Annotated in this window: 17 protein-coding genes; 15 read left to right on the forward strand and 2 right to left on the reverse strand. The window is 48.6% G+C overall.

Annotated features, from left to right (window positions below; all coding sequences use genetic code 11):
- Positions 1-8: 8 nt before the first annotated feature.
- The 4 genes from KVT36_RS09875 (at position 9) to KVT36_RS09890 (ending at position 7,885) form a co-directional block, all read left to right on the forward strand.
- A complete protein-coding gene (locus KVT36_RS09875) occupies positions 9-1,559 on the forward strand; it encodes a RagB/SusD family nutrient uptake outer membrane protein (RefSeq protein ID WP_217603332.1) in 1,551 nt (516 codons plus the stop codon).
- A gap of 22 nt (positions 1,560-1,581) precedes the next feature.
- Entirely contained in the window at positions 1,582-2,676 is a 1,095-nt protein-coding gene (locus KVT36_RS09880; RefSeq protein WP_217603333.1) for a DUF6528 family protein, read from the forward strand.
- 191 nt (positions 2,677-2,867) lie between these two features.
- On the forward strand, positions 2,868-4,760 hold the full coding sequence (locus tag KVT36_RS09885; RefSeq protein WP_217603334.1) for a beta-N-acetylhexosaminidase: 1,893 nt from the start codon (positions 2,868-2,870) through the stop codon (positions 4,758-4,760).
- 5 nt (positions 4,761-4,765) lie between these two features.
- Complete coding sequence (locus KVT36_RS09890) at positions 4,766-7,885, forward strand: glycosyl hydrolase (RefSeq protein WP_217603335.1); 3,120 nt, start codon at positions 4,766-4,768, stop codon at positions 7,883-7,885.
- 34 nt (positions 7,886-7,919) lie between these two features.
- On the opposite strand, the gene KVT36_RS09895 is transcribed toward KVT36_RS09890, so the two are convergent.
- Positions 7,920-8,894, reverse strand: a complete 975-nt coding sequence (locus KVT36_RS09895) for a hypothetical protein (protein ID WP_217603336.1) — start codon at positions 8,892-8,894, stop codon at positions 7,920-7,922.
- 214 nt (positions 8,895-9,108) lie between these two features.
- Between KVT36_RS09895 and KVT36_RS09900 the strand changes: the two genes are divergently transcribed.
- The 10 genes from KVT36_RS09900 (at position 9,109) to KVT36_RS09945 (ending at position 22,629) form a co-directional block, all read left to right on the forward strand.
- Positions 9,109-9,531 (forward strand): hypothetical protein, encoded by a 423-nt coding sequence (locus tag KVT36_RS09900; RefSeq protein WP_254639929.1) that lies wholly within the window; start codon positions 9,109-9,111, stop codon positions 9,529-9,531.
- Positions 9,528-10,349, forward strand: a complete 822-nt coding sequence (locus KVT36_RS09905) for an AraC family transcriptional regulator (protein ID WP_217603337.1) — start codon at positions 9,528-9,530, stop codon at positions 10,347-10,349. The genes KVT36_RS09900 and KVT36_RS09905 overlap by 4 nt, the downstream gene beginning before the upstream one ends.
- A gap of 79 nt (positions 10,350-10,428) precedes the next feature.
- The gene (locus tag KVT36_RS09910) at positions 10,429-10,767 is read left to right on the forward strand and encodes a hypothetical protein (protein ID WP_217603338.1); all 339 of its coding nucleotides are present in this window, start codon (positions 10,429-10,431) and stop codon (positions 10,765-10,767) included.
- Positions 10,730-11,338: a carboxymuconolactone decarboxylase family protein gene (locus tag KVT36_RS09915; protein WP_217603339.1), complete on the forward strand. Its 609-nt coding sequence runs from the start codon at positions 10,730-10,732 to the stop codon at positions 11,336-11,338. The genes KVT36_RS09910 and KVT36_RS09915 overlap by 38 nt, the downstream gene beginning before the upstream one ends.
- A gap of 76 nt (positions 11,339-11,414) precedes the next feature.
- Complete coding sequence (locus KVT36_RS09920; RefSeq protein WP_217603340.1) at positions 11,415-11,963, forward strand: RNA polymerase sigma-70 factor; 549 nt, start codon at positions 11,415-11,417, stop codon at positions 11,961-11,963.
- Positions 11,964-12,040: 77 nt separating this feature from the next.
- Positions 12,041-13,198, forward strand: coding sequence for a FecR family protein (locus KVT36_RS09925; RefSeq protein ID WP_217603341.1), 1,158 nt, complete (start codon positions 12,041-12,043; stop codon positions 13,196-13,198).
- Between the two features lie 213 nt (positions 13,199-13,411).
- Positions 13,412-16,837: a TonB-dependent receptor gene (locus tag KVT36_RS09930; protein WP_217603342.1), complete on the forward strand. Its 3,426-nt coding sequence runs from the start codon at positions 13,412-13,414 to the stop codon at positions 16,835-16,837.
- A 19-nt stretch (positions 16,838-16,856) separates the two neighbouring features.
- Positions 16,857-18,743 carry a RagB/SusD family nutrient uptake outer membrane protein gene (locus KVT36_RS09935; protein WP_217603343.1) on the forward strand — a complete coding sequence of 629 codons (1,887 nt, stop codon included), beginning with the start codon at positions 16,857-16,859 and terminating at the stop codon, positions 18,741-18,743.
- Positions 18,744-18,773: 30 nt separating this feature from the next.
- Positions 18,774-19,682: a DUF5017 domain-containing protein gene (locus KVT36_RS09940; protein WP_217603344.1), complete on the forward strand. Its 909-nt coding sequence runs from the start codon at positions 18,774-18,776 to the stop codon at positions 19,680-19,682.
- Positions 19,683-19,707: 25 nt separating this feature from the next.
- Positions 19,708-22,629, forward strand: a complete 2,922-nt coding sequence (locus tag KVT36_RS09945) for a polysaccharide lyase family 8 super-sandwich domain-containing protein (RefSeq protein ID WP_217603345.1) — start codon at positions 19,708-19,710, stop codon at positions 22,627-22,629.
- On the opposite strand, the gene KVT36_RS09950 is transcribed toward KVT36_RS09945, so the two are convergent.
- On the reverse strand, positions 22,626-22,958 hold the full coding sequence (locus KVT36_RS09950; protein ID WP_217603346.1) for a helix-turn-helix domain-containing protein: 333 nt from the start codon (positions 22,956-22,958) through the stop codon (positions 22,626-22,628). The two genes, KVT36_RS09945 and KVT36_RS09950, sit on opposite strands and share 4 nt — an antisense overlap.
- A gap of 107 nt (positions 22,959-23,065) precedes the next feature.
- Between KVT36_RS09950 and KVT36_RS09955 the strand changes: the two genes are divergently transcribed.
- Positions 23,066-23,605, forward strand: a 540-nt coding sequence (locus KVT36_RS09955) for an SDR family NAD(P)-dependent oxidoreductase (protein WP_217603347.1), incomplete at its 3' end; no start/stop codon positions are given.

A 23,605-nucleotide genomic window follows, 5' to 3' on the forward strand; every position in this document is an offset into this window, starting at 1 on the left:
CAGCAAAAATGAAAAAGATCTCCTTTTTAATAATAGCGGTATTAAGTTTGGCATCGTGTAAAAAGTTCCTTACTGAAACCAATCCAAACAATGGAACCTTAGACAGCTACTTCAAAAACCAGAATGATTTTGACCTGGCGGTGAATGGCGCCTATGCTCAATTGCGCGGGCTTTATAATAACAAAAGCGCCTGGATCATGGGCGAAATGCGTTCTGATAACACGCACTATGACTATAAATCATCTGACCAGGCGGTAGCCACCGTAAACCGCTACGCAGTAGCTGATTTCCTGGATGATAAATATAATAACCAGACGCCGCCTAAATGGAATGCAGGCTTTAACGCAATATCGGCTGTGAACCTGGTCATAGATCATATTGATGACATTCAGCTCTCTGAGGCCAGCCGCAATGTTATTCTGGGCCAGGTAAAGTTTATCCGCGCACTGGTATACTTTGACCTGGTGCGCTTTTATGGCGGGCTGCCCATTTATAAACATGCACCGCTTACCCGTGAAGAAACGTATATCCCGCGCTCTACCGTACAGGAAGTATATGACCTGATCATTGCCGATGCTACTGATGCTGCAGCTAAGCTGGATGCGCCGGCTTTCCCGCAAACCGGGCGTGCTACAAAAGGTGCGGCGCTTACCCTGCTGGGCGACGTATATCTTATCCTGAAAAAATATGACCTTGCTGAAAGCGCCTTAAAGCAGGTAACGGCTATGGGCTACACGCTGTTCCCAAATTATGGCGATGCTTTTCAGCCGGGCAACAAAAACGGTAAGGAATCTGTATTTGAGATCCAGTTCAACACCGGCCTGGCCATACCACAAGCTAATACCGATGCTTCTATTTACAATTTCCTGCCGCGTATGACCAACACCACGGTGGTAACAGGCGTAAACTTCAACAGCGTTACAACTGTAGGTGGTTTTAACACGCCTACACAGGACCTGATCAACACTTATGAAACAGGCGATCAGCGGCTGGATGCATCTATCGCTATAGCAGAGGGCACCTTTAACGCCACAGATGATTTTACGGCCACTGCGGTAGTATCAGCTGTAAATTATACCGCGCCTGCAGGCAAAGCAGGCCGGCCCTTTCCTAAGAAATTCCTCCATACACATACGATCGGTGGCCAAACGAATGATAACTGGCCGGTTTACCGCTATTCAGAAGTTTTACTGCTGTTGGCAGAAAGCCTCAATCAGCAAGGCAGATCCGGTGAAGCATTACCTTATCTGAATGCTGTAAGAGCACGCGCCTTTGGTGATGCTACACACAATATCACCACCACAGACCAGGCAACTTTGCAGGCTATTCTTTTAAAGGAAAGACGGGTAGAGCTGGCCTTTGAAAATAAGCGCTGGCTGGACCTGGTACGCACCGGCAATGCCATTACAGTCATGAACGCATTTGGCGTTAAACAAAAGGCGCAGTATAGTTACCTGCAGCCGGGCAGCTATAATGTTACCCAGGACCGGCTGCTGTTTCCCATACCCAATGCCGAAATATTACTGAACGATAAACTCACTCCCAACCCTGGATATTAACCATTAACCAAAACCCATAATAATGAAACAGATCATGAACATGGCAGGTATTTCCTGCTTACGGTATACCTGTGCTAATTTGAGTGTTATTGTGCTGGTTGTACTGGTAGCTTCCTGTACCCGGAAAACAGATGAGGTACAATTAAAAGACGAAACGCCAAAAAGGGCGCCCAAAACAGAGGCCACCTGTTGCTGGGTAGCTATTACCAACCAGGCCACCAAAAAAATTGAGGTCTATGACCCTGCAGATGCTTCCTGGACCACACCTAAATGGAGCTGGATGCCCACCACTGACCTGTCGTACATTAGCTCCAGTGAAATATCACTCTGGGATACGCCTACAGACATCAAGGTGCGGAATAATACTGTATTTGCAAATACCGCGCAGGTGATCACCGCTACCTCCTACCGGCTGGCCACAATTGCACGTTATACAGGTACGGGCCTGCGGGGGCAAAAGCTGTGGGTAATGGGCTTTAATGATACCACCAGCCTGCATGCAATGGAAATATTACCTGATGGAAATTGTGTGGTAGCCAGTGCCGGCACTGCATGGCCGCAGGGTTTTATCCGTGTATATTCATCGTCACAGCCCTCCCCTAATCATGGCGTATACACACAATACGGTTTCACTTCCGTGCACGCAGTGCTTTGGGATCAAACACACCAGGTGCTTTGGGCGCTGGGAAATCAGCTGAGAAAATACACTTATAATTCTCCCGCATCCGGCGGCACCATCACCAATCCCAAGCTGCACCTGGAAACTACTTATGCAACTTTGCCCAGCGCCTGGGGCCACGATCTTAGCGCTGATGTGAATGATCCGGACCAGCTGCTGCTTACCACCAATGGCGGCGTTTATATTTTCCATATCTCCACCGGCACCTTCAGCACCATGCCAGGAGCGGTACAGGGCACCTTTGTGAAAGCCATCAGCAGTCAACCCGGTCAGAATACCCTTGTATCAACACAGCCCAGCTCAGGCTGCACCATCAATTCATGGTGTACGGCAACTGTTAATTTTTTCAATGCCACTACCGGCACTGCTACGGACTCCCGCACCGTAAGCGGGGCCGCTATTTATAAAGGAAAAACATTTGATCCTAACTATTATTGATACATATCCTATGAGACGAATTGTGATGATAGGCGCTGCCGTATCATTGGCTGCTTTTCAAATAGCCTGCAGCAAAAAACCGGGAGCCAATGGGGCTCCCGGTCATATAGACAATCCGCATGGCAGGGATCGAGAATAGTAAATGGCGCTTGTTTTTATAAAGTAAAAATAGTTTATGACAATTACCAGTAATGTACTTTAGAATATATACCTGTTGCCTGGCACTGCTGGGCATGAGCGCCGGAAGCAGTACTGCACAGCAGCATACACCGGCACTGATCCCCATGCCCCGTTCCGTAAAAATTGATACCGGCTATTTTGTTTTCGATTCCAATATCCCGATCCGCACAGCTGTTCAGGAAAAAAATGCTGTTGCATATTTCACAGACTATTTATTCAACACCTGGCAATTCAGGAACAGGGTAATAACAGGTGCCGCGGGCCAGCAGCCGGAGCTGCTTATTACTACAAGCGGCTCAGAACAGCTACCTGCAGAGGGTTACCGGCTGACAGTAACACCTAAGCGTATTACGCTTACCGGCAGTAATGCGGGCCTGTTCTATGGCATGCAAACCTTATTGCAGCTAATCCCTGCACCCATAAACGGAGCAGCTGCCATTCCCTGCCTTATCATAGAAGATGCGCCCCGTTTTGGCTACCGCGGCCTGATGCTGGATGTTTCCCGGCATTTCTTTACGGTGCAACAGATCAAAGACCTACTTAACCTGATGGCCTACTATAAGCTGAACCGTTTTCACTGGCACCTTACGGACGACCAGGGCTGGCGGCTGGAAATAAAAAGCTGTCCTGAGCTAACACAAGCAGGCGCCTGGCGGGTGCCACGCATTGAGTTTAGCGGCGCTACCCTGCCGCCGCAACCCGGTGAACCGGCCACTGATGGCGGCTTTTACACACAGGAGCAGGTGAAGGAAATTATCCGCTACGCTGCTGAAAGACATATTGAAATACTTCCTGAAATAGATGCACCAGGCCATGCTATGGCCGCCATAGCAGCCTATCCTGAACTATGTGTTACGCATAATGCCGGTACTAAAGTGAATCCCGGCAGCCCCTTTGCCAAATGGTTTCCCACAGGTGGTTTTGAAATGTTTGAAGATAATTCGCTGAATCCCACTGATGAGCGGGTGTACCAGTTCCTTGATAAAGTATTCGGAGAGGTAGCCGCCTTATTCCCCTACCCTTACATTCATATTGGCGGGGATGAATGTTACAAAGGCTTTTGGGAAAAGGATACCAGTGTGCAGCGCTTCATGAAGGAACACCACCTCAATGATACCCATGAGCTGCAAAGCTATTTTATTTCAAGGCTAAATAAGATCATTCAGTCCAAACACAAAAAGCTGATCGCCTGGGATGAGGTAGCAGCCGGCAATGCAAAAGACAGCATTACCATCATGAACCGCTTTGGTGAAAAGGACGCCATTGCGCAAATTAAAAAAGGGCTGAACATTGTGCTGGCGCCCGGTAATAACGGGCTTTACTTTGACTATGCGCAAAGTACTTCAGACCAGGAACCATCCAGCCATGGCGGCAATGCGCCGGTATGGAAAGCCTACCAGTATAATCCGGAATACCCTGCATTATCCGCAACGGAGCGTACACACATTATGGGCGTGGAAGGCTGCGTATGGACCGAGAACATCCAGGATGTATCTAAACTGCAATACATGCTGCTACCCCGTATGCTGGCGCTGGCAGAAACAGGATGGAGCGCCCAGGCTGATAAAGATTATCAACGTTTTGCCGGCACTGTGTTACCGGCACACCTGAGGCACTTCGATAAAGCGGGTATTAACTACCGCGTGCCCACGGCGTTTAATTACACGGATACAACCATCGTAACCGGTACTTTCAGGTTTGAAGCGGTGCCGCCTGTGCCGGGAGCCCGGATCTTTTACACGCTGAACAACCGGCCGCCGGGCGACTACGATCACCCATACACGGAACCTGTAACCATTACCATTCCCAGGGGGAAGACCCTTACTCTCAAAACCATTGTTATTACGCCTGCGGGCCATAGAAGTATTATTACGCGCACTGTACTGGATAACAAAAATAAATAGGAGCCATGCAAAAATTTTCATTCCATGCTTTCATAATCGCTGCAGTATTTGTTGCTTCCGGTGTAAAGGCACAGCAGCCATCAGAACGTTTTGAAGAGGTAGCAGCCGGGTTTAAAAGCCCGGGCCGGGATTATGGAACCGTGCCATTCTGGGTATGGAATACGAAGGTGACCAAAAGCAATATTGATTCCATGCTGAATGATTACCGCAAGAATGATTTTGGCGGTGTGATCATTCATGCACGCCCCGGGTTAATTACGGAATACTTATCAAAAGAGTGGTTTAATCTGTTTGAATATGCAGTGCAGCAGGGGAAAAAGCTGGGCCTGAATATCTGGATCTATGATGAAAACTCCTACCCTACAGGTTTTGCAGGCGGATTAGTAGGCGAGCAAATGCCGGAAGCGTACAACCAGGGGCAAATGTTATTTATGGAAGCAGCCACCCAATTACCTGCTGACGCTTCCACATTTTTTGTATGTCTTAAAGAGGAAAATGGATCTTATAAGGATGTTACCGCTCATTTACCCGATGAAGCAGGAAAAACCGGGCATTACCAGCTATTCAGAAAAGTAAATTACCAAAGGTCTAACCGGGGTTCGGTTGCTGGACCTATAGGCGTGTCTTACGTAGACCTGATGGCCAAAGGCGTTACAGATAAGTTCATTGATGTTACCTACAAAAGTTATGAAAAAGTGGTGGGCAGGGAATTTGGCAAAACGGTCAAAGGCGTTTTTTCTGATGAACCCACCATCATTAATGAAGGGCGCAACAGTGTACGCTGGACGCCTGACCTGTTTGACAGGTTTTACAAAAACTGGGGATACGATCTCCGCTTACAGCTGCCATCCCTGTTCACAGAAACAGGCGATTGGAAGCGGGTGCGCCATAATTACTACCAGGTATTGCTGGAATTATTTGTGGAGCGATGGTCTAAACCCGTATCCGCCTACATGAGCGATCATCAGCTTACCTGGACCGGGCATTACTGGGAACATGGCTGGCCAAGCCCCTACCATGGCCCGGATAATATGGCCATGTATGCATGGCATCAGATGCCGGGTATTGATATGCTCTTTAATCAATTCAATGAAGATAAACCCGTGCAGTTTGGGAATATACGCGCTGTACGGGAGCTGGGCAGTGTGGCTAATCAGCTGGGTAAAACACGCACCCTGTCTGAAACGTACGGCGGCGGCGGTTGGGAGCTTACTTTTAAGGATATGAAACGCCTGGCCGACTGGGAATTTGTATTAGGGATTAACTTTTTAAATCAGCATTTATCGTTCATGACGTTAACGGGCGCACGTAAATATGATTATCCGCCCAGCTTCTCTTATCATGAGCCCTGGTGGCCCTATTACCGTTTCATGAATCATTACTTCAGCCGCCTCTCTTACCTGTTATCCCGGGGGCAGCAGTATAACAACATCCTGGTAATTGAACCTACCACTTCGGCCTGGATGTATTACGCCAGGGGCGCTGAGCACAAACGTTTCTTCGAGATCACCAAAAGCTTTAATGATTTCGTGACCCTGATGCAAAGATCGCAGCTGGAATATGACCTGGGTTCAGAGAACGTGATCAAAGATCATGGCCGGGTTGATGGCAACAGCTTTGTAATAGGCAAACGGGCCTACAAAGTGGTAGTGATACCGCCGGGTATGGAAAATATAAACAGCGCCACCTTCCGTTTAATGAAAGCATATATGGCAGCTGGTGGAAAAGTGATCTGTTTTGAACAATTACGCTTGGTAGATGGCGCAGAGAGCAGGGAGCTGTCTAGCATCAGCCAGCCTCATAACGTAAGCCGGGATACGTTGCAACAGCTGTTCCACAATGAAGGTTTCAGCATTACAGGAATAAAAGGCGATAACATCGGGGGCAACATTTATCACCAGCGCCGCAAACTGGCCAATGGTGAGCTATTACTGTTAACCAATGCCAGCATGACCGGCGCCTCTACGGGCAGCATTAACATGCAGGGCCGGGATGTAGTACAGCTGGATTTGAATACCGGAAGCATCTCCCGGATTAGCTATTCGCAGCATGAACAGGACCTGCAATTCGACTTTAATATTCCGCCGGCCGGCAGCCTGGCGCTGTTTATTGCTGATAAAAAATTACCCGGCTATAAACCAGCAGTGCCGCCTGCAAAATGGGCCACTGTAAACGCTTCCCCAACCAAAGTGAGCCGGCCTGCATACAATACCCTGACCATTGATTTTTGCGATCTTCATTTACATCAGCCGGATTCAAACTATACCCATATACATGTGGGCCAGGCTTCCAATACAGCGTTCAAACACAATGGCGTTACAGATGGCGTGGGCAATCCCTGGAATAACCGTACTCAGTTCAAAGACGCCATTATTAAGCGCGACACTTTTGCTACCGGTACCGGCTATACGGCTATTTATCATTTTAATGTGGAGGCCGGGGTGGATGTCCGGAACTTTAAAGCGGTGGTAGAACAACCCGGACTTTGGCACGATGTAAAAATCAATGGTACCGCCATTAAGAACGAACCCGGGCAATGGTGGCTGGACCGCTCATTTGGCGTATACCGCATTGGCAGTTATGTAAAAACCGGGGATAATGAGCTGGCCATAAGCGTTTCGCCCATGAGCATTTATGCCGAAATTGAGCCTGTTTATGTTTTAGGCGATTTTAACCTGGCAGCAGCAACACAGGGCTGGAACATTGTCAAACCGCAACCCTTACAGCCCGGTTACTGGAACAAACAGGGCTTGCCTTTATATGGCCAGGGTATTACCTATACGAAAACATTTACAGCAGCGGCCCCGGTCCGGTCCTACGCAGTAACATTAGATAAATGGAAGGGCACTGTAGCAGCAGTAAAGGTCAATGGCGTATTTGCCGGCATCATCACTGCCGAACCCAATACACTCCCTATCGGGGAATTTGTAAAAAATGGAGCTAATAAGATTGAGGTAACGGTAATAGGCAGCCTGAAAAATGTTCTAGGACCCTTTTACAACAAGCCGGCTCCCGGTTTAGTTGATCCCGGGAAATGGTACAATATAAAAGCACAGCCACCAGGGAATGCGTATGACCTTTATGATTATGGATTGGAAGATTATGAGATTAAGGTTATGCGCTAAAAAAGAATACCAGGGCAAAACGCCCTGGTATTTCTTACTTAACCACCATTCCCTTTATCCCTCCTATTATGTCATTCAGCCTTACCGGCTTTTCATTTTTCCAATACGTGGCTCTGCCATCCAGATAACCGGCTAAATAAACGTCGTTGCCAGCTACAGTGATCACCTTTACCCCGGCGCCGGAAGCTTCATCCCCGGTGGTTAACCGCACGGCAGTTCCATTTTTCCAGCAAACAACAATATTGGCGCCTGCCTGGTTCCTGGTGATCCCGGCCACATATACATCATTGCCGGATATGGCAATCGCATCTGCCCTGCAGCCACCGGCAAGTTTAACTGGCTCTCCGTTCTTCCAGTACATGGCCACTTCTTCCCCGGCTGAATTAATTGCAAAACCCGCCACATAAACGTCATTGCCGGAGATGGCAATAGCATGAGCTTCCGCACTCTTTGTACCATCGGTCAGCGCTTTTGCGCTCCCGTTCTTCCAGCAGGTAGCCACATATTCCCCCTGGTCATTTGCCTGGTAACCGGCTATATAAACATCGTTTCCGCTGAGGGCAATGGCATTTAATTTAGTGTCCTCCCCAAATGAGGCGCCCTTTCCATTTTTCCAGTACATAGCCTGGCGGCCATCATTTCCAATCACATGTATATCCTGGCCGGAGATACTAATACCTTCTGCTTTTGCATAGGTGCTACCATCAGAGAGTGCGATGGCTTCCTTATTCTTCCAATAGGTGGCAACAGGCTCTCCTGCAACGTTATCCTGGTAACCGGCTACATACACATCATTGCCTGATAAAGCAATGGCCGATGCTCCTGCATGTGTTTTACCATCCGTCAGCTGGATGATCTCTCCGTTTTTCCAATAGGTAAGGCCGGCTCTTGTACCGGAATAGTCGTCATATACCAGGAGTATTGAGGGTGAGGATTGTGCCTGAAGAATAGAGGTTGTAGCTAATAATAATAGTAATGCACCTGTTAATTGCTTAATTTTTCTGATCATTCTTTTCTTTTTTGTTCGTGTTGAGGTGTGGGTCATGCGGTGAAAAGCATTCCTCAAAAATAGGTGGCAGGCGGGACTCTTTGCATTTTAATGCGACTACAGACCTACTACCATGGCCTCAGAAGGCGACTACAAAGCGTCTACATCGTTTACCTGATCAGTTGGAGTGAGGCAGATTAAATTTTTTACTATAAAAACGTACTAACCAGTAAATTTGAAGAAAGACGAAGATATGGATGAAAGAAAGAAGCATTGGGAACAGGTGTATCAGACAAAATCACCCGAACAGGTTAGCTGGACACAGGCTGTTCCACAAACCTCACTTGATTTCATCAAAGACGCTGCCGTTTCCAAAAAAGCCCGGATCATTGATGTCGGCGGTGGCGACAGTAAGCTCCTGGAGCTTGCTGGTAAAAGCGTCAAACAATATCTTATCATTGGCACTTTTTCAAATGAGGGTCCTGAGAAATGCAGCGGGCTTCCTGTCAGGCAATATTCTGAAGCAGCATTACAGCAAACCCTGGCCAAAGATTTTCAAAAAATAAAATGCATTACAGAGGATCATGTCACTCCTTTTGACACCATGCAGAGTTTTACATTTTGCAGCTTTAAAAAAGCCAACACTGCCCACATATGAACATGCGAATAACCCATATCAAGCCATATCCACAACTTAATGGCTATGTCAGCAAAATATGGGTTTTCGAAAGCAGCGGCCGTATTCCAGCCGAAGACATGCGTTTAATTGTTCCGAATGGCATGGTTAAATTAACGATACCGTTTCGCAATGGGGTTTCGGGTAAAAACGAAACTATGTATCACCTGTCAAAGGAATCCCGCCTGACATTGATCGGTATTGGCGATATCCCGGCGATCATAGATGTAGAGCAAGACAAGCCATCAGGTACTATCGGAATCGAGTTTTCAGCAGCAGGCGCCTACCGTTTTTTTCAGCTTAAGCAATCGGAAGTAAAAAACAGGATCTTTCTGTTGGATGAGGTCCTGGATCATACAGCCCGCCAGGTACAGGAGATGATCGCCAATCACGGATCCGTCGCAAAAAAGCTGCATGTCATACAGCAGTATCTGATTGGAAGGCTTCAGCGGTCATCGGCTGATCACCTGATTGATTATTGTGTAGGGTTGATTAAAAACACCAGGGGTCAGATAACGGTCCGCCAATTGGAGCAAAAAACAGGCTATAGCAGCAGGTGGCTGAATGATAGATTTCAGCATAAGGTAGGCCTAAGCCCAAAGAATTTGTGTTCCATCATACGTTTCCAGCAATTTTATGAACCCTGGGCACGAAGCGGCCGTCATTTTAATGATAATCTGTACCATTACTTTTACGACCAGGCGCATTTTATAAAGGAGTTCAAACGTTTCACGGGCCTGTCTCCTCTGAAATATACCAAATCGGAGAACGAGTTTGGCCGGATCTTTTATAAAGATTAGCACTTCCGATTTTTACAATTTTTGCTGCAGATGGTTTTGCACTTTTGTACCGGATCGATATCAGGACAAAAACGACATTATGAAAATAACCAACACCAATTTTAAACATTTGTATCAGGCGCTGATTGACCGTATCCTGAAAGGAGAAGGTTACAGCACGCAACAGGACAGGCAGGCAGCCTTTGCCAATAAGAACGTGCAACCGCCGTTAGATCTGCTCGTTGACAAAGTGGCGCACCAGGCTTTTAAAATATCCGATAAGGATATCGATATGGCCAGGCAGTCCGGGGTTAGTGAAGATCAGCTGTTTGAGCTGATCATTTGCGCGGCTGTGGGTCAGGCTTCCCGGCAGTACGAAAGCGGTTTAACCGCATTAGCCGATGCAACAAAAAAAGAAGGAGGTCCTTATGCGTCTTGAAATACTAAATAGTGGTTACAGGTTTGGTACTAAATTGCTTTTCGGAATCATCAGATTGTTTTCCGGCTACCCTTTGCCGGATGCGGCCAGGCTGGTATTTTACCGGCCCGGTTTTTACGGAGATCCGGCCAAAAACTTTACACATAGAGCTATGCGCGGTCCGTCCGCGTGGTCAGTTGGCGACAGAGAGCTAATGGCAGCCTATATATCACGCATGAATGAATGTAATTTTTGTGTAAAGGCGCATAGTGCTGTTTCCGCCAAAGCTTATAACAATACAGCCATAGTAGAAGAGGTGCTCGCTGATTTAAAAATTGCGTCAATAGATCTGCCTTTAAAGGCAACCCTGATCATGCTGGGTAAGCTAACCCGGGAAAATTCGATTAATGCAGCTGACATGCGGGCTGTATTAGATTCAGGCGTATCTTCTGAGCAGATAGAGGATGCCTTAGCAATTTGCTTTGCGTTCAACATTACCAACCGGTTAGCAGACGCCTTCAATTTTTATGTGCCCTCAGACAAAGCGTTTGACGCTGGCGCCAGCTACCTGCTAAAACGGGGATATGCCTGACGATTGTTATTACCTGTAGTTTTTTCATTAGGAAAACCAATTTCTTTTTACTTTAGTACACACACCCACGATATGAATGACAGAATCCTCCGGATATAATGAGAAAGAATTGCTTCAACTGGTGGTGGAAGGAGATGAAAAGGCTTTCCGCAGCCTTTTTGAGCATTACCGTAACAAAATATTCTCCATTGCCTACCGGATGGTGAAAACAACGGCCGAAGCGGAGGATGTGGTTTCCGAAGTGTTCATCAAACTTTGGGTGAACCGCCGGAAGCTGGCCGGACTGGTTAACTTCAATGCCTATATTAATACCATTACCCGTAACCACATCTTTAACCACCTGCGCAGGCTGGCCATAGAAGAGGCTTTTATAAAAGAGCTGCTGGCAGCTGATACCCCGCACAATGATACCTACCAGCGCATTGCCTATAATGAACTTAAACGGATCCTGGATGAAACCGTGAACCGCCTGCCGCCACGGCAAAAGGAAGTGTACCGCCTGGGCAAGCAGGAAGGGCTGCCCTATGGGGAGATTGCCAGCGAGCTGCGGATATCTAAGGAAACCGTTAAGTTCCACATGGGTGAAGCCCTCCGCACTATTAAGGCCAGCCTTTCACGGATCTAATTTTTTTTTACCCTACCTACCCCTCCGCCCGTTTCAGGTGTCTGATAGTTATAGATACCACGTTAAAACAATTTTATATGGACGAACCTATGTCCAGGCTAAGCTGGTTATTTCAACGTTATGTGGAGGATGCCTGCACGGAAGAGGAGCGAAAAGAGCTGATGGACCTGATGAGCAGGCCGGAACATGCCGCAGCGCTTAACCAGCTGATAGCCGGCGTTATGGAAAATACCCCGGCAGACCGCGAGATCCCTGCGGACAGGGCCGGTGAGCTGTTTACTGCTATTATAAAGGAAGCGGGAGAACGTACGCCCGTAAGAAAGCTTTTCCCGCTACGCCGGGTTGCCGCCGCAGCTATTATCCTGCTGCTGGCTGGAAGCGCCGTTTTTTTCTTCAGCAAAAGATCACCGGAAATCAAACCCTTGGCAGTAAGCAAGCAGCCAGATATAACACCCGGGCATGCCGGCGCTATCCTCACGCTCTCCAATGGCCGGCAAATAGTGCTGGACAGTGCGGGCAATGGCGTACTGGCCAGTGACGCCAATGTATCCATCATTAAAAAAGACGGGGCCCTTACCTATGCAGGGAAAAGCAATGAAGCTATCTACAATCATATTGCCACTCCTATGGGCAGGCAATGGCAGCTAACCCTCAGCGACGGCACAAAAGTATGGCTGAATGCCGGTTCCTCTATCCGCTACCCGCTGGCTTTCAGCGGCCATGAGCGGGCAGTGGAGGTAACAGGCGAAACCTATTTTGAGGTAGCCCCTGATGCCGCTGCTCCTTTTATTGTAAGAACAGCCAGGCAGGAGATCAAAGTGCTGGGCACCCGTTTTAACGTGAATGCCTATACCGATGAACCGGTGGTGAGCACAACATTGCTGAACGGCGCGGTGAGCATTACTTCCGGTAATACCGGCAGGATCATAAAACCCGGCCAGCAGCTGAGCACACAATATGCCACCGGGGAAATAACCGTGCGTACGGTGAATGTGGACAATATAACTGCCTGGACCAGCGGGAAGTTCAGGTTTGACAATTCCGATCTAAAGACGGTCATGCGGCAGCTGGCAAGGTGGTATGATGTAGAAATAGAATACCGCAATGCCGTACCGGACCTCAAATTCGGCGGGGGCACTTACCGGAATATCAACCTATCGGAAGTATTAGAAGTACTGGAATTAAACGGGGTACACTGCAAACAGGAAGGGAGGAAAATAATCGTTATGCCATAAGTCTTCCGGGGAACCGGGTACAAAAACAAGTGTTGTCCAAAAAAGGACCGGCAGCATTCGCAGTGCCGCCGGTAATGGATTGGACAACAACAACAAAAACTCTGACAGAGATCAGTTATTCTTAATCCAAGCTATTGCAAATCTATGCAATTAATTGCGCATCTAAAAAGGCCGCAACCACGACGGCTGTTCCAAAGTCAAACGCTATTGGTAATGAAGTTGACAACCATTTTGTTGCTGGGCGCCTGTTTGCAGGTCTGTGCAAAAGGTTTTTCGCAAAAGGTATCCCTGAAGTGCGCCGATGCGCCTTTAACAAAGGCCATGGAGGAGATCTCCAGGCAAACGGGGTATGAATTCTTCTACCAGCAGGAACAAATGAAAACCGCTAACCATGTTACCATAGCGGTGAGCAATGCAGACCTGAAAGACGTGCTCTATGAGCTTTTCAGGAACCAGCCATTTACTTATGCCATTGCCAACAAAACGATCGTAGTAAGATCAAGGCCGCCCGCTCCGCCGGGAGGGCAGGCTGCTCCCCTGCCCCAGGACATTAGCGGTATTGTGAAAGACGATACCGGCGTGCCCCTGCCCGGCGCTACGGTAGCTGTGAAAGGGCTGTCAAAAGCCGTGGTCACTAATGCCAAAGGGGAATTCACCATCAGCGGGCTTGCCGCCGGGACCTATACGCTGAACACCACCTATATCGGTTACGCCACTACGGAAACAAAAATAACCATAGGCAGCAATGCCCCTGCAGCATTGAATATTGTGCTGCACCCGGAGGTGAAGGGGCTGGAAGCTACCGTGGTAGTGGGTTATGGCACTGTAAAGAGAAAGGACCTTACAGGCGCAGTAGGCTCTGTGAACATGTCTGATTTTGGGAAAGCGCCCGTTAAATCTTTTGACGATGCGCTGGCGGGCCGTGTATCCGGCGTAGTAGTGTCAAGCAATGACGGGCAGCCCGGTTCCAACGCCAACATAGTGATCCGCGGCGCCGGCTCCGTTACACAGGATAATGCACCGCTGTATGTGATAGACGGCTTCCCCACGGAAAATGCCGATGCCAACTCCATTAACCCATCGGATATTGAATCCATTGATGTGCTGAAAGACGCCTCAGCCACTGCTATTTACGGTGCGCGCGGTTCAAATGGCGTGATCCTTATCACCACAAAAAAAGGGAAGCAAGGCCCCCCGGTTGTTTCATACAACGCGTATTATGGCTGGCAGAAAACACCCAAAAAGGTGAAGCTGATGGGGCCTTATGATTTCGTAAAATATGTGGGAGAGCTGAACCCCGCTATCGCGGATTCTGTGTACCTGAAGAACGTAACGCTGGAGGATTATAAGAACATGCCGGGACTGGATATGCAGGATTACGTTTTCCGCACCGGCCAAACGCAGAACCATGATATTGCAGTGCGCGGCGGCAATGACAAAACCCGTTACTCCCTTTCCGGCAACTATAATAACCAGAAAGGCATTATCATCAACAGCGGTTTTAAGCGCTACCAGGGCAGGCTGGTGCTGGATCAAACGGTAACGGATAAACTGAAAGCAGGCATCAATGCCAACTACTCTTACAGCGAATCTTACGGCATCCCTGTTTCCGCAGCCAGCTTCTGGGCATCCGCCACTACCCTGTATTCCGTATGGGGCTGGCGGCCTGTTACCAGTATTGCGGGGCGTGACAGCACCGTGGACCTGCTGAACTCCTTTTATGATCCCACCAATGATATTGCCAACAACCAGGATTTCCGGGTAAATCCGCTGATCAATATCCAGAACCAATATACCCTCAATAAGACAGGCAACCTGATGGTGAATGCCTATACAGAATACGCCTTTACAAAACAGCTTACCCTGCGGGTAGCTGCAGGTATTACTACCATCAGCAATGAAACAGATGTATTCAATAATTCAAACACACAATCCGGCAGCAAGTGGAACGCCAGCGGCGTTAATGGCAGCATTACCTTTAAGCCCGTTTCCACCTGGCTGAATGAGAATACGCTTACTTACAGAACCACCATCCGCAATGATCATCACCTCACGGTACTGGGCAACATTTCTGAACAGGGCAACAAGAATGCATGGCGGCAGTTCTCTGCCACGCAGGTGCCTAATGAGGATATGGGCATAGATGGGCTTGACCTGTCCACCACTTACACGACTGTTTCCTGGAGCTCCCGCTGGACAATGGCTTCAGGCCTGGCAAGGGTGAACTATGATTATAAGTCCAAATACCTTTTCACAGCATCATTGCGTGCAGACGGGTCCTCCAAATTTGCAGCAGGAAATAAACGGGGTTACTTCCCCTCCGCCTCTGCAGCATGGCGCCTGAGCAGCGAACCTTTTATGCAGCGTTTCAAAGCCATATCCGATGCAAAGCTGCGCATAAGCTATGGTACATCCGGCAACAACCGCGTGGGTGATTTTGCTTACCTGTCGCAGCTGCAGCTCACCAACCTCCAGTACTGGTATTCCTGGAATAACCAGGCCCCTGCCAATGGCGCTGTAACCACCGCTGCCGGTAATAAAGACCTTAAATGGGAAACCAACCAGCAAACCAATATAGGGCTGGACCTGGCCCTGTTCAGGAACCGGGTGAATATAACGGTGGACCTGTACAAACGCATTACCAGGGACCTGCTGCTGAATGCAGCCCTCCCCTATACCAATGGTGTTGAGAGCTCAACCGGCTTTAAGAATATAGGTAAGCTGCAGAACCAGGGGCTGGAGATCAGCTTTAACACCATTAATGTGGAGACGCGCAATTTCAGCTGGAACAGCAGCTTCAATATCAGCTTTAACCAGAACAAGATCCTGTCATTAACAGAAGGGCAAAATGCCATCCTTTACGGTTCCGGCACCTTCTTTAATACTACCCACTCATCACTGTTCCCTTATATATCCGCTGTGGGGCGGCCATTAGGTGAAATGTATGGATTGGTATTCGATGGGGTGTACCAGTTTTCTGACTTTGACGTTATGCCGGGCGGTACCTATTTATTGAAGCCTGACATTCCCACTAACGGGGCTACCCGCTCAGCCATACGGCCAGGGGATATAAAATATAAGGACCTTAATGGCGACCTGGTAGTAGATAACAAGGATTACACCATCATAGGCAGCGGCATCCCCATTCATACCGGTGGCTTCAGCAATAATTTCAGGTACGGGAACTTTGATCTCAACGTACTGCTGCAATGGTCTTATGGCAATGATGTGATCAATGCCAACCGGTACATCTTTGAAGGCGGTGTTGTAAACAATCCCAGCCTGAACCAGTTTGCTTCTTATGCCAGCCGCTGGACGCCGGATAATCCCAGCAATACCATGTACCGGGCAGGTGGCGCCGGCAATGCCGCTTACTCATCCCGCGTGGTAGAAGACGGCTCCTACCTGAAATTAAGAACCATATCCCTGGGTTATAACATACCGGAAGCAGCGCTGCAAAGGATCCATATAAAAAGCATACGCGTGTATGGTTCCGCGCAGAATATCTATACATGGACCAGCTACTCCGGGCAGGATCCCGAAATATCCTCCCGGCAAAGCAACCTCTCGCCCGGCTTTGACTACACGGGTTATCCCCACTCACTGAGCGTGGTGGCAGGGTTAAATGTAACATTTTGAACAACTAAATTATTTGGAGATGGTAAGGATATATTGCTTACTGGTTATTATAACAATAGGTTCGCTGTCCTGCAAGAAATTCCTGGATACGAAACCCACTGATTTTTACACGCCGGATAACTATTACAATACCGCCGCACAGCTGCAGCAGGCATTAAATGAAGGTTACGCCACGCTGATAAGGCCGGAGCTGTACGGACAGGTGATCCCTTTAAACTTTACTACCACTACAGATGAAGTGCTGACCAACCGTGCTGCTGACGGGGCTATCCGCGGCCTCAGCTACACCTATGATGCCACCAATTCTTACGTGGCCAATATCTGGAAGTTTGCGTACATCGGCATCAACAACCTGAATGCGCTGCTGGATAATATTAACAAGCCCGCCATGGACGAAGGCCAGCGCAATATCATAAAAGGGCAGGCATTATTCCTGAGAGGCTTTTATTACTTTATGCTCACCAGCAATTACGGGGATGTGCCGCTGGTATTACATGTACCCGCCATTAATGAGGTAACCATACCGGCAGCATCGCAGAAAGACGTATACACGCAGATAGTGGCAGACATGAAAGCAGCGGAGGTTTTACTGAAAGATGTAAGCTCCGCTTCTCTTGGATACAATGATGTAGTAACCGTAACCGCTGTGCAGGCCATGCTGGCAAGAGTGTACCTGTACTGGGCCGGTTACCCGCAGAATGATGCCAGCAAATACAATGATGTGCTGATCTATACCAATAAGGTGATCAGCTCCGGCCTTCATGCATTGAACCCCGATTACAAACAGATCTTTATAAACCTTTGCCAGGATAAGTATGATGTAAAGGAAGACATATGGGAGCTGGGCAGCTATGGCGCTGCAGCCGGTATTGCCAATAAATCAAATGACATCGGGAGCTTTGTGGGTATCCAGTCCAACTATGTGCCGGGCGACACTGCATCCTGGAATGCAGCCGGTTGGGTAGCTATCACACAAAAATTATTTGACGCCTATGAAGTAGACCCTGCAAGCAGCACAACACCAAAGGCATCCTATGATCTGCGCCGCGACTGGAACTGTGGCAATTACCGCTTTAGCGGCATTCCCAGAACAAAAACAATGATAAGCTCAGCCTGGCAAATGGGATCAGGAAAGATCCGCCGGGAATATTGCCCGGTCTATATCCGGATGAACGGCACCTATAATATCAACTGGCCGGTGATCCGGTATTCGGATGTATTGCTGATGCATGCAGAAGCGGAAAACCAGGTAAATGGCGGGCCTACAGCAGCTGCATATGATGCGGTAAATAAAGTGAGAAGAAGAGGATACGGTATCCTGTACGGGAATGTGCTGCGCTCCATTACAGTAACAGACGGCGGTTCCGGCTACACCACAGCGCCGGCAGTAACTATCAGCGGCGGAGGAGGCGCAGGCGCTGCAGCCGTTGCCGTATTGGGAACAGGCGATAAAGCCGGAAAGGTAGTGGCCATCAACATTACCAGCCCCGGATCATTAACACTCACAGGCCCCTACTATTCTTCAGCGCCTGTTGTAACCATAGCAGCACCGGGTGGCAGCGGCGCCACTGCCCTTGCTGTTGCAGCCATTACTTCGTCCACAGATGCAGATCTGCAGGCAGGCCTCAGCAAAGCAGGCTTTCAGCAGGCAATTCGCGATGAAAGGATGCGGGAGCTGAACTGCGAAGCGCTGAGAAAAGCAGACCTGATCCGCTGGGGCAGTTTTGTGCAGGACATGCAGAACTTTGTATCCTATGCTATTTCCGCCGGTATAGGTATCACTGCCACGGGTAACCGTAATGGGATGATGGCAGCGCAGAATGTAGCTGCCAGGCATGTACTGCTACCCATACCATCCTACGAGCTGTCATTGAATCACGCACTGGTGCAAAACCCCGGCTGGTGATCCATTTTGATGAATCTTAAATAAAAACTCATGAGAATATTAGCAGTCACTATCATCTTGTTAATGATGGCCTGTACCAAAAGGCTGGACGTTCAAACACCCTCCCTTGCTGTAAGCCTGGATGCCGCGCGCCTGGTAGCAGATACTTTTGTATATAAGCTGGGAGATACCACAAAATTCATGTTCAGCGGCAACGCTGCCAATATTGCTTTTTATGCCGGTGATGCAGGCCATGCGTATGATAACCGTAACCGCAACCTTGCATTGGGTACAACTATTTTATCATTTACCTCAAAGGCGGAGTATGGCACGCAAACGAATACACTGCAATTGCTGGCCACCAATAAGCTGAATGGCCTGGACTCTGCCTCCGTAGTAAATGCCGCCTGGACGGACATTACAGACAAAGCCGCATTAGCCAGCAGCGCAACAGAAGTTAATTCAGGCACCATTAACCTGGGCGGCCTGGTGAGTAATGAAAACGATTCCCTGTTCATTGCCTTTAAATACAGCGGTATTACCGGCACCACGCAAAAAACCTGGACCATCACCAATTTCCTGGTAAGCAATGTGCTGCCGGATCTATCCTACACACTTTCTTCTTTATCAATGGACATCAGCTACTGGACCAGGTACGGCAATGTGTGGAACCCTGCCAATGCAAGATGGACACCCACCACCACGCAGCTGCGGATAATTGGCGGAGGCGGCGCCAGCCCAAGCAATACCAGCTGGATTGTGAGCAAGCCGCTGTATGTAGGAAGGGTGGCGCCCGATGTAAGCATCGCCCTAAAGAGCATTAACAATCCTGACCTTACAGGCTATAATTATAAATACACTGCTGAGGGCACCTACAAAGCCACCTTTGTTACCTTCAACAATACGGTTGAGAAACAGGAAACAGTGGTACAGCAGTTCTATATTAAAGTAACACCCTGATGCACTCACCATAAAACTATCTGCTATGTTAATACCTGTACGCATTGCAGCCGTCTGCCTATTGCTGGCCGGCCTTCAGCTGAAGACCCATGCCCAAACGGATTACACCACTATTATGGCTAATGTTACCGCAGAAGCCAGAAGAGGTGTGAACATCAACACCCTGAACACTACCGTTACAAATCTTATGAATATGCTGAACGCCAACGGTACCTGGAGCGATATCACTTACAACGGGGATGTGCCCTATAATACACACGTAAGCCGCATCCGGACCATGGCCCTGGCATACTCACACAGCAGCAGCACACATTATAATTCCGCAGCATTGCTGAACAAGATAGTGCTGGCATTACGCTACTGGAACCAAACACTGTTTGATTCCGCTAACTGGTGGTATGACCAGATAGGCAATCCAAAACCACTGGGACAGGCGCTGATCCTGATGCGGGGCGGCAGCCCCGGCCTGCCGCAAACCGTGGAGGACTCCGCCATTAATTACATGGTGCTCAGAGGCGGCACCCCTTCATCACAAACCGGCGCCAACCGGGTGGATATAGCCATGCACTGGATCTACCGGGGGGCGCTCACTGCTTCCGCCACGGTAGTGAATACCGGCGTAACCCAGGCTTTTTCCACGCTGGCGCTGGTAAGCAGCGGCAGTGAAGGCATCAATTATGATTATGCTTTCCTGCAGCATGGCCCGGAGCTGCAAACACAGACCTATGGCACCGTTTTCATCCAGGGCATCTATAATGTGGGGCTGTACATTGTGGGTACCTCCTATAGCATGACCACCGCTCAAAAGAATATTGCATTTATTTTCCTGCATAACAGCTTTTACGCGCCCGGCAGAAAGTTCTACAGTGACTTTAGCCTGATGGGCAGAAGCATTTCCCGCAGCGGCAGCAATAAAGGCATCGGCTACACGCTGGCGTCCATGGCCATTAAGGTAGACCCTGCGCATGCAGCTATTTTAAGGGACGACTCCCTGCGCGCAGCCGGGGCACAGCCACCAGGCTATAACCTGGCCTATCCTTATCATATGCATTACTGGACCGGTGATTATACCCTTCATAACAGACCGGCCTATACGTTTTCTGTACGGGGTGTATCCAGCCGCACTTACAGAACGGAAAGCATTAACGGGGAAAACCTGCTGGGTAAGTTCCTGGCAGACGGCGCTACGGATATACGGGTAAACGGCAATGAGTACTATAACATTTTCCCGGTATGGGACTGGAACAAGGTGCCTGGTGTAACCATGCGCGAGTTTGCCACGCCGCAGCAGAACTCCTCCCATGTGTACGGCAGCACTGCTTTTACAGGCGGCGTGTCTGACAGCACTTACGGCGCCAGCGCTTACCAGCAGAACTATGTGGGTGTAACCGCAAAAAAAGCCTGGTTCTTTTTTGATAAGGAAGTGGTATGCCTGGGCGCAGGTATCAACAGCACAGCGGCTGAGAACATAACTACCTGCGTGAACCAGTGCCTGCTGAACGGCGCTGTAACGGTAAGCAGCGGGGGCGCTGTAAGTACGTTAGCCCCATCATCCCAGGTGAATTATTCGGGCAACCTGCAATGGATGCTGCATGACAGTATCGGGTATTTCTTTCCATCAGGGGGTAATATCACGGTAAGCAACCGGCTTCAAAGCGGCAACTGGTACACCATCAATCAAACCATGGCCAATGCCACGGTAACAGACAGCGTGTTCAAAGCATCCATCAGCCATGGTGTGGCGCCGTCCAATGGCAAGTATGCATACGTTGTGGCGCCCGGGCTGCTAAGCGTAAATGATATGCAGGCGTACAACCTTTCCGCTATTAAGATCACGGCTAATGCAGATACCATACAGGCCGTGAGGCACCGGGGGCTGAAAATGATCCAGGCCATCTTCTATAAGGCCGGTACGCTTACAGACAGCGCCTGGTCTGTTACGGTTGACAAACCCTGTGCTGTGCTGCTGAAAAATATTGACAGCGCGGTTGTTAGTTTGTCAATAGCAGATCCCTCACAGCAGGCCAACGCGGTGCTGGTATCTTTAACCACACCGGGTATTGGCAGTAACAAACAGCTATTGTGCGGCCTGCCGCAAGGCAACTATAGCGGGTCTTCCGCCCGTTTTGCCTTTAACAGCAACACGCATCTCACATCCCCTGACAGCCTGCTGCCTGTTGCAGATGCTTATGTGCGGGATGGCAGCTATGCCGGCACTAATTATGGCACAGCCACATCACTGGTAGTAAAGAATGACGCGGTTGATTACGCCAGGCAAAGTTACCTGCGCTTTGACCTGCGCAGTGTAACACGCCCGGTGAGCAACGCAAAGCTACGGTTGTACGGCAGCGGGAATACGCAAACAAATACAGTGCAATGGGCTTTATATAAAGTGAATAACAATACCTGGCAGGAAACGGGTATTACCTGGAACAACAAACCTGCGGGCGATACGCTGCTGGCCACCATCCAGGGCCAATCTGCCAAAGGCTACAGCGAATGGGATATTACGCAGGCTGTGAACCGCCTGCCTGCAGATAGCTTGCTGTCGTTACAAATAACAGGCACTATATCCAACCCCAAGGGAGATGCTACTTTTAATGCAAGAGAAAGCGGTACAGTTGCCCGGCGGCCCTGTATTGTGCTGGATAATAATTCTCTGAGAACCACTGCCCCGGTTGCTGCTGTTACGCCTGTTGCGCAGGAAAAACCCATCGGGATTAAAATATACCCTAACCCGGTGGTGAACAGCTGTACTATTAAAACAGACCGTCCCATGCGGGAGATAATGGTGTTTGATGTGAACGGGAAAACAGTGAAGACTATTTCCGGTATTAATACTTTGCAGTACCAGCTAAAGCTGGGAGATGTTGAAAAAGGGATCTATTTTATTTCCATAAAGGGAAAGGATTTCAGGGTAACGAAGGTGGTGAGTCACCCCTCTTAAGGCATTGTCACAACCTCGTATTTCAAATTCCATACTTTGATAGCTTCTAATATGGGTAGAAAAGCTAACCCCTTTTCAGATAACTTATATTCTACCCGTGGTGGTAATTCTTTATAAGCCATTCTTTCTAATAGTCCGTCTTCTTCCAGCTCTTTAAGCTGCTCCGTGAGTACTTTCCGTGTTATATGCGGTATGATGGCATCCAGCTGCCCAAAGCGAATGGTTCGTGTGCCAATTACATTTATGATTATTGGCTTCCATTTGTTGCCAATAGTACCAATGGCTCTGGTAAATGGGCAATGCGAATTACAAAATCTTTCGTCTTTCATATTTCTAAAATTTGTAGTTACTAAATAGTAACCAGTATATACTTAAATGGTTACAAAAATATACTATTAAAGGTACCTTCGCTAAACTAATTTAAAAAAATACGAAAATGAGTAAATTAAAAAACAAAGTAGCCGTGATTACAGGCGGTAATAGCGGAATCGGGTTTGGTATTGCTGAAGCATTTAAAAACGAAGGTGCAGCCGGTGCAATCGCTGGAAGAAATGAGGCCACATTGAACAGTGCTGTTGAAACCCTGGGTAGTAATTTTATAGGTATAAAAGGAGACGTGACAAATCTTGATGACCTGGAGAACTTATTTAGGACTACGGCTGACAGGTTTGGTAAGATAGACGCATTGGTAGTGAATGCTGGTGGCGTTGTGGACGGGATCCCATTGATGGCGATAACCGATGTAACGGAAGGAGGTTACGACCGCGATATGGACCTGAATTTAAAAAGCGCCTATTTCACCGTAAAAAAATCGCTTCCTTATTTAAATGACGGCGCCTCCATTATACTGATCGGGTCGAACGCCGCACACCGGGCTGCACCCGGAGCGACGATATATGCCGCTGCAAAAGCGGCCGTTATTTCATTGGCCCGAGGCTTATCGCTCGATTTATTGTCAAGGAGAATAAGGGTGAAT

Origin of the sequence: Chitinophaga sp. GbtcB8, assembly GCF_019091455.1 — a bacterium.
GTDB lineage: Bacteria > Bacteroidota > Bacteroidia > Chitinophagales > Chitinophagaceae > Chitinophaga.

Excerpts from the sequence above, each read along its gene's own strand:
- KVT36_RS09875 (WP_217603332.1), top strand. The coding sequence starts at position 9 with ATGAAAAAGATCTCCTTTTTAATAATAGCGGTATTAAGTTTGGCATCG.
- KVT36_RS09880 (WP_217603333.1), top strand. The coding sequence starts at position 1,582 with ATGAAACAGATCATGAACATGGCAGGTATTTCCTGCTTACGGTATACC.
- KVT36_RS09885 (WP_217603334.1), top strand. The coding sequence starts at position 2,868 with ATGTACTTTAGAATATATACCTGTTGCCTGGCACTGCTGGGCATGAGC.
- KVT36_RS09890 (WP_217603335.1), top strand. The coding sequence starts at position 4,766 with ATGCAAAAATTTTCATTCCATGCTTTCATAATCGCTGCAGTATTTGTT.
- KVT36_RS09895 (WP_217603336.1), bottom strand. The coding sequence starts at position 8,894 with ATGATCAGAAAAATTAAGCAATTAACAGGTGCATTACTATTATTATTA.
- KVT36_RS09905 (WP_217603337.1), top strand. The coding sequence starts at position 9,528 with ATGAACATGCGAATAACCCATATCAAGCCATATCCACAACTTAATGGC.
- KVT36_RS09910 (WP_217603338.1), top strand. The coding sequence starts at position 10,429 with ATGAAAATAACCAACACCAATTTTAAACATTTGTATCAGGCGCTGATT.
- KVT36_RS09915 (WP_217603339.1), top strand. The coding sequence starts at position 10,730 with ATGCAACAAAAAAAGAAGGAGGTCCTTATGCGTCTTGAAATACTAAAT.
- KVT36_RS09920 (WP_217603340.1), top strand. The coding sequence starts at position 11,415 with ATGACAGAATCCTCCGGATATAATGAGAAAGAATTGCTTCAACTGGTG.
- KVT36_RS09925 (WP_217603341.1), top strand. The coding sequence starts at position 12,041 with ATGGACGAACCTATGTCCAGGCTAAGCTGGTTATTTCAACGTTATGTG.
- KVT36_RS09930 (WP_217603342.1), top strand. The coding sequence starts at position 13,412 with ATGAAGTTGACAACCATTTTGTTGCTGGGCGCCTGTTTGCAGGTCTGT.
- KVT36_RS09935 (WP_217603343.1), top strand. The coding sequence starts at position 16,857 with ATGGTAAGGATATATTGCTTACTGGTTATTATAACAATAGGTTCGCTG.
- KVT36_RS09940 (WP_217603344.1), top strand. The coding sequence starts at position 18,774 with ATGAGAATATTAGCAGTCACTATCATCTTGTTAATGATGGCCTGTACC.
- KVT36_RS09945 (WP_217603345.1), top strand. The coding sequence starts at position 19,708 with ATGTTAATACCTGTACGCATTGCAGCCGTCTGCCTATTGCTGGCCGGC.
- KVT36_RS09950 (WP_217603346.1), bottom strand. The coding sequence starts at position 22,958 with ATGAAAGACGAAAGATTTTGTAATTCGCATTGCCCATTTACCAGAGCC.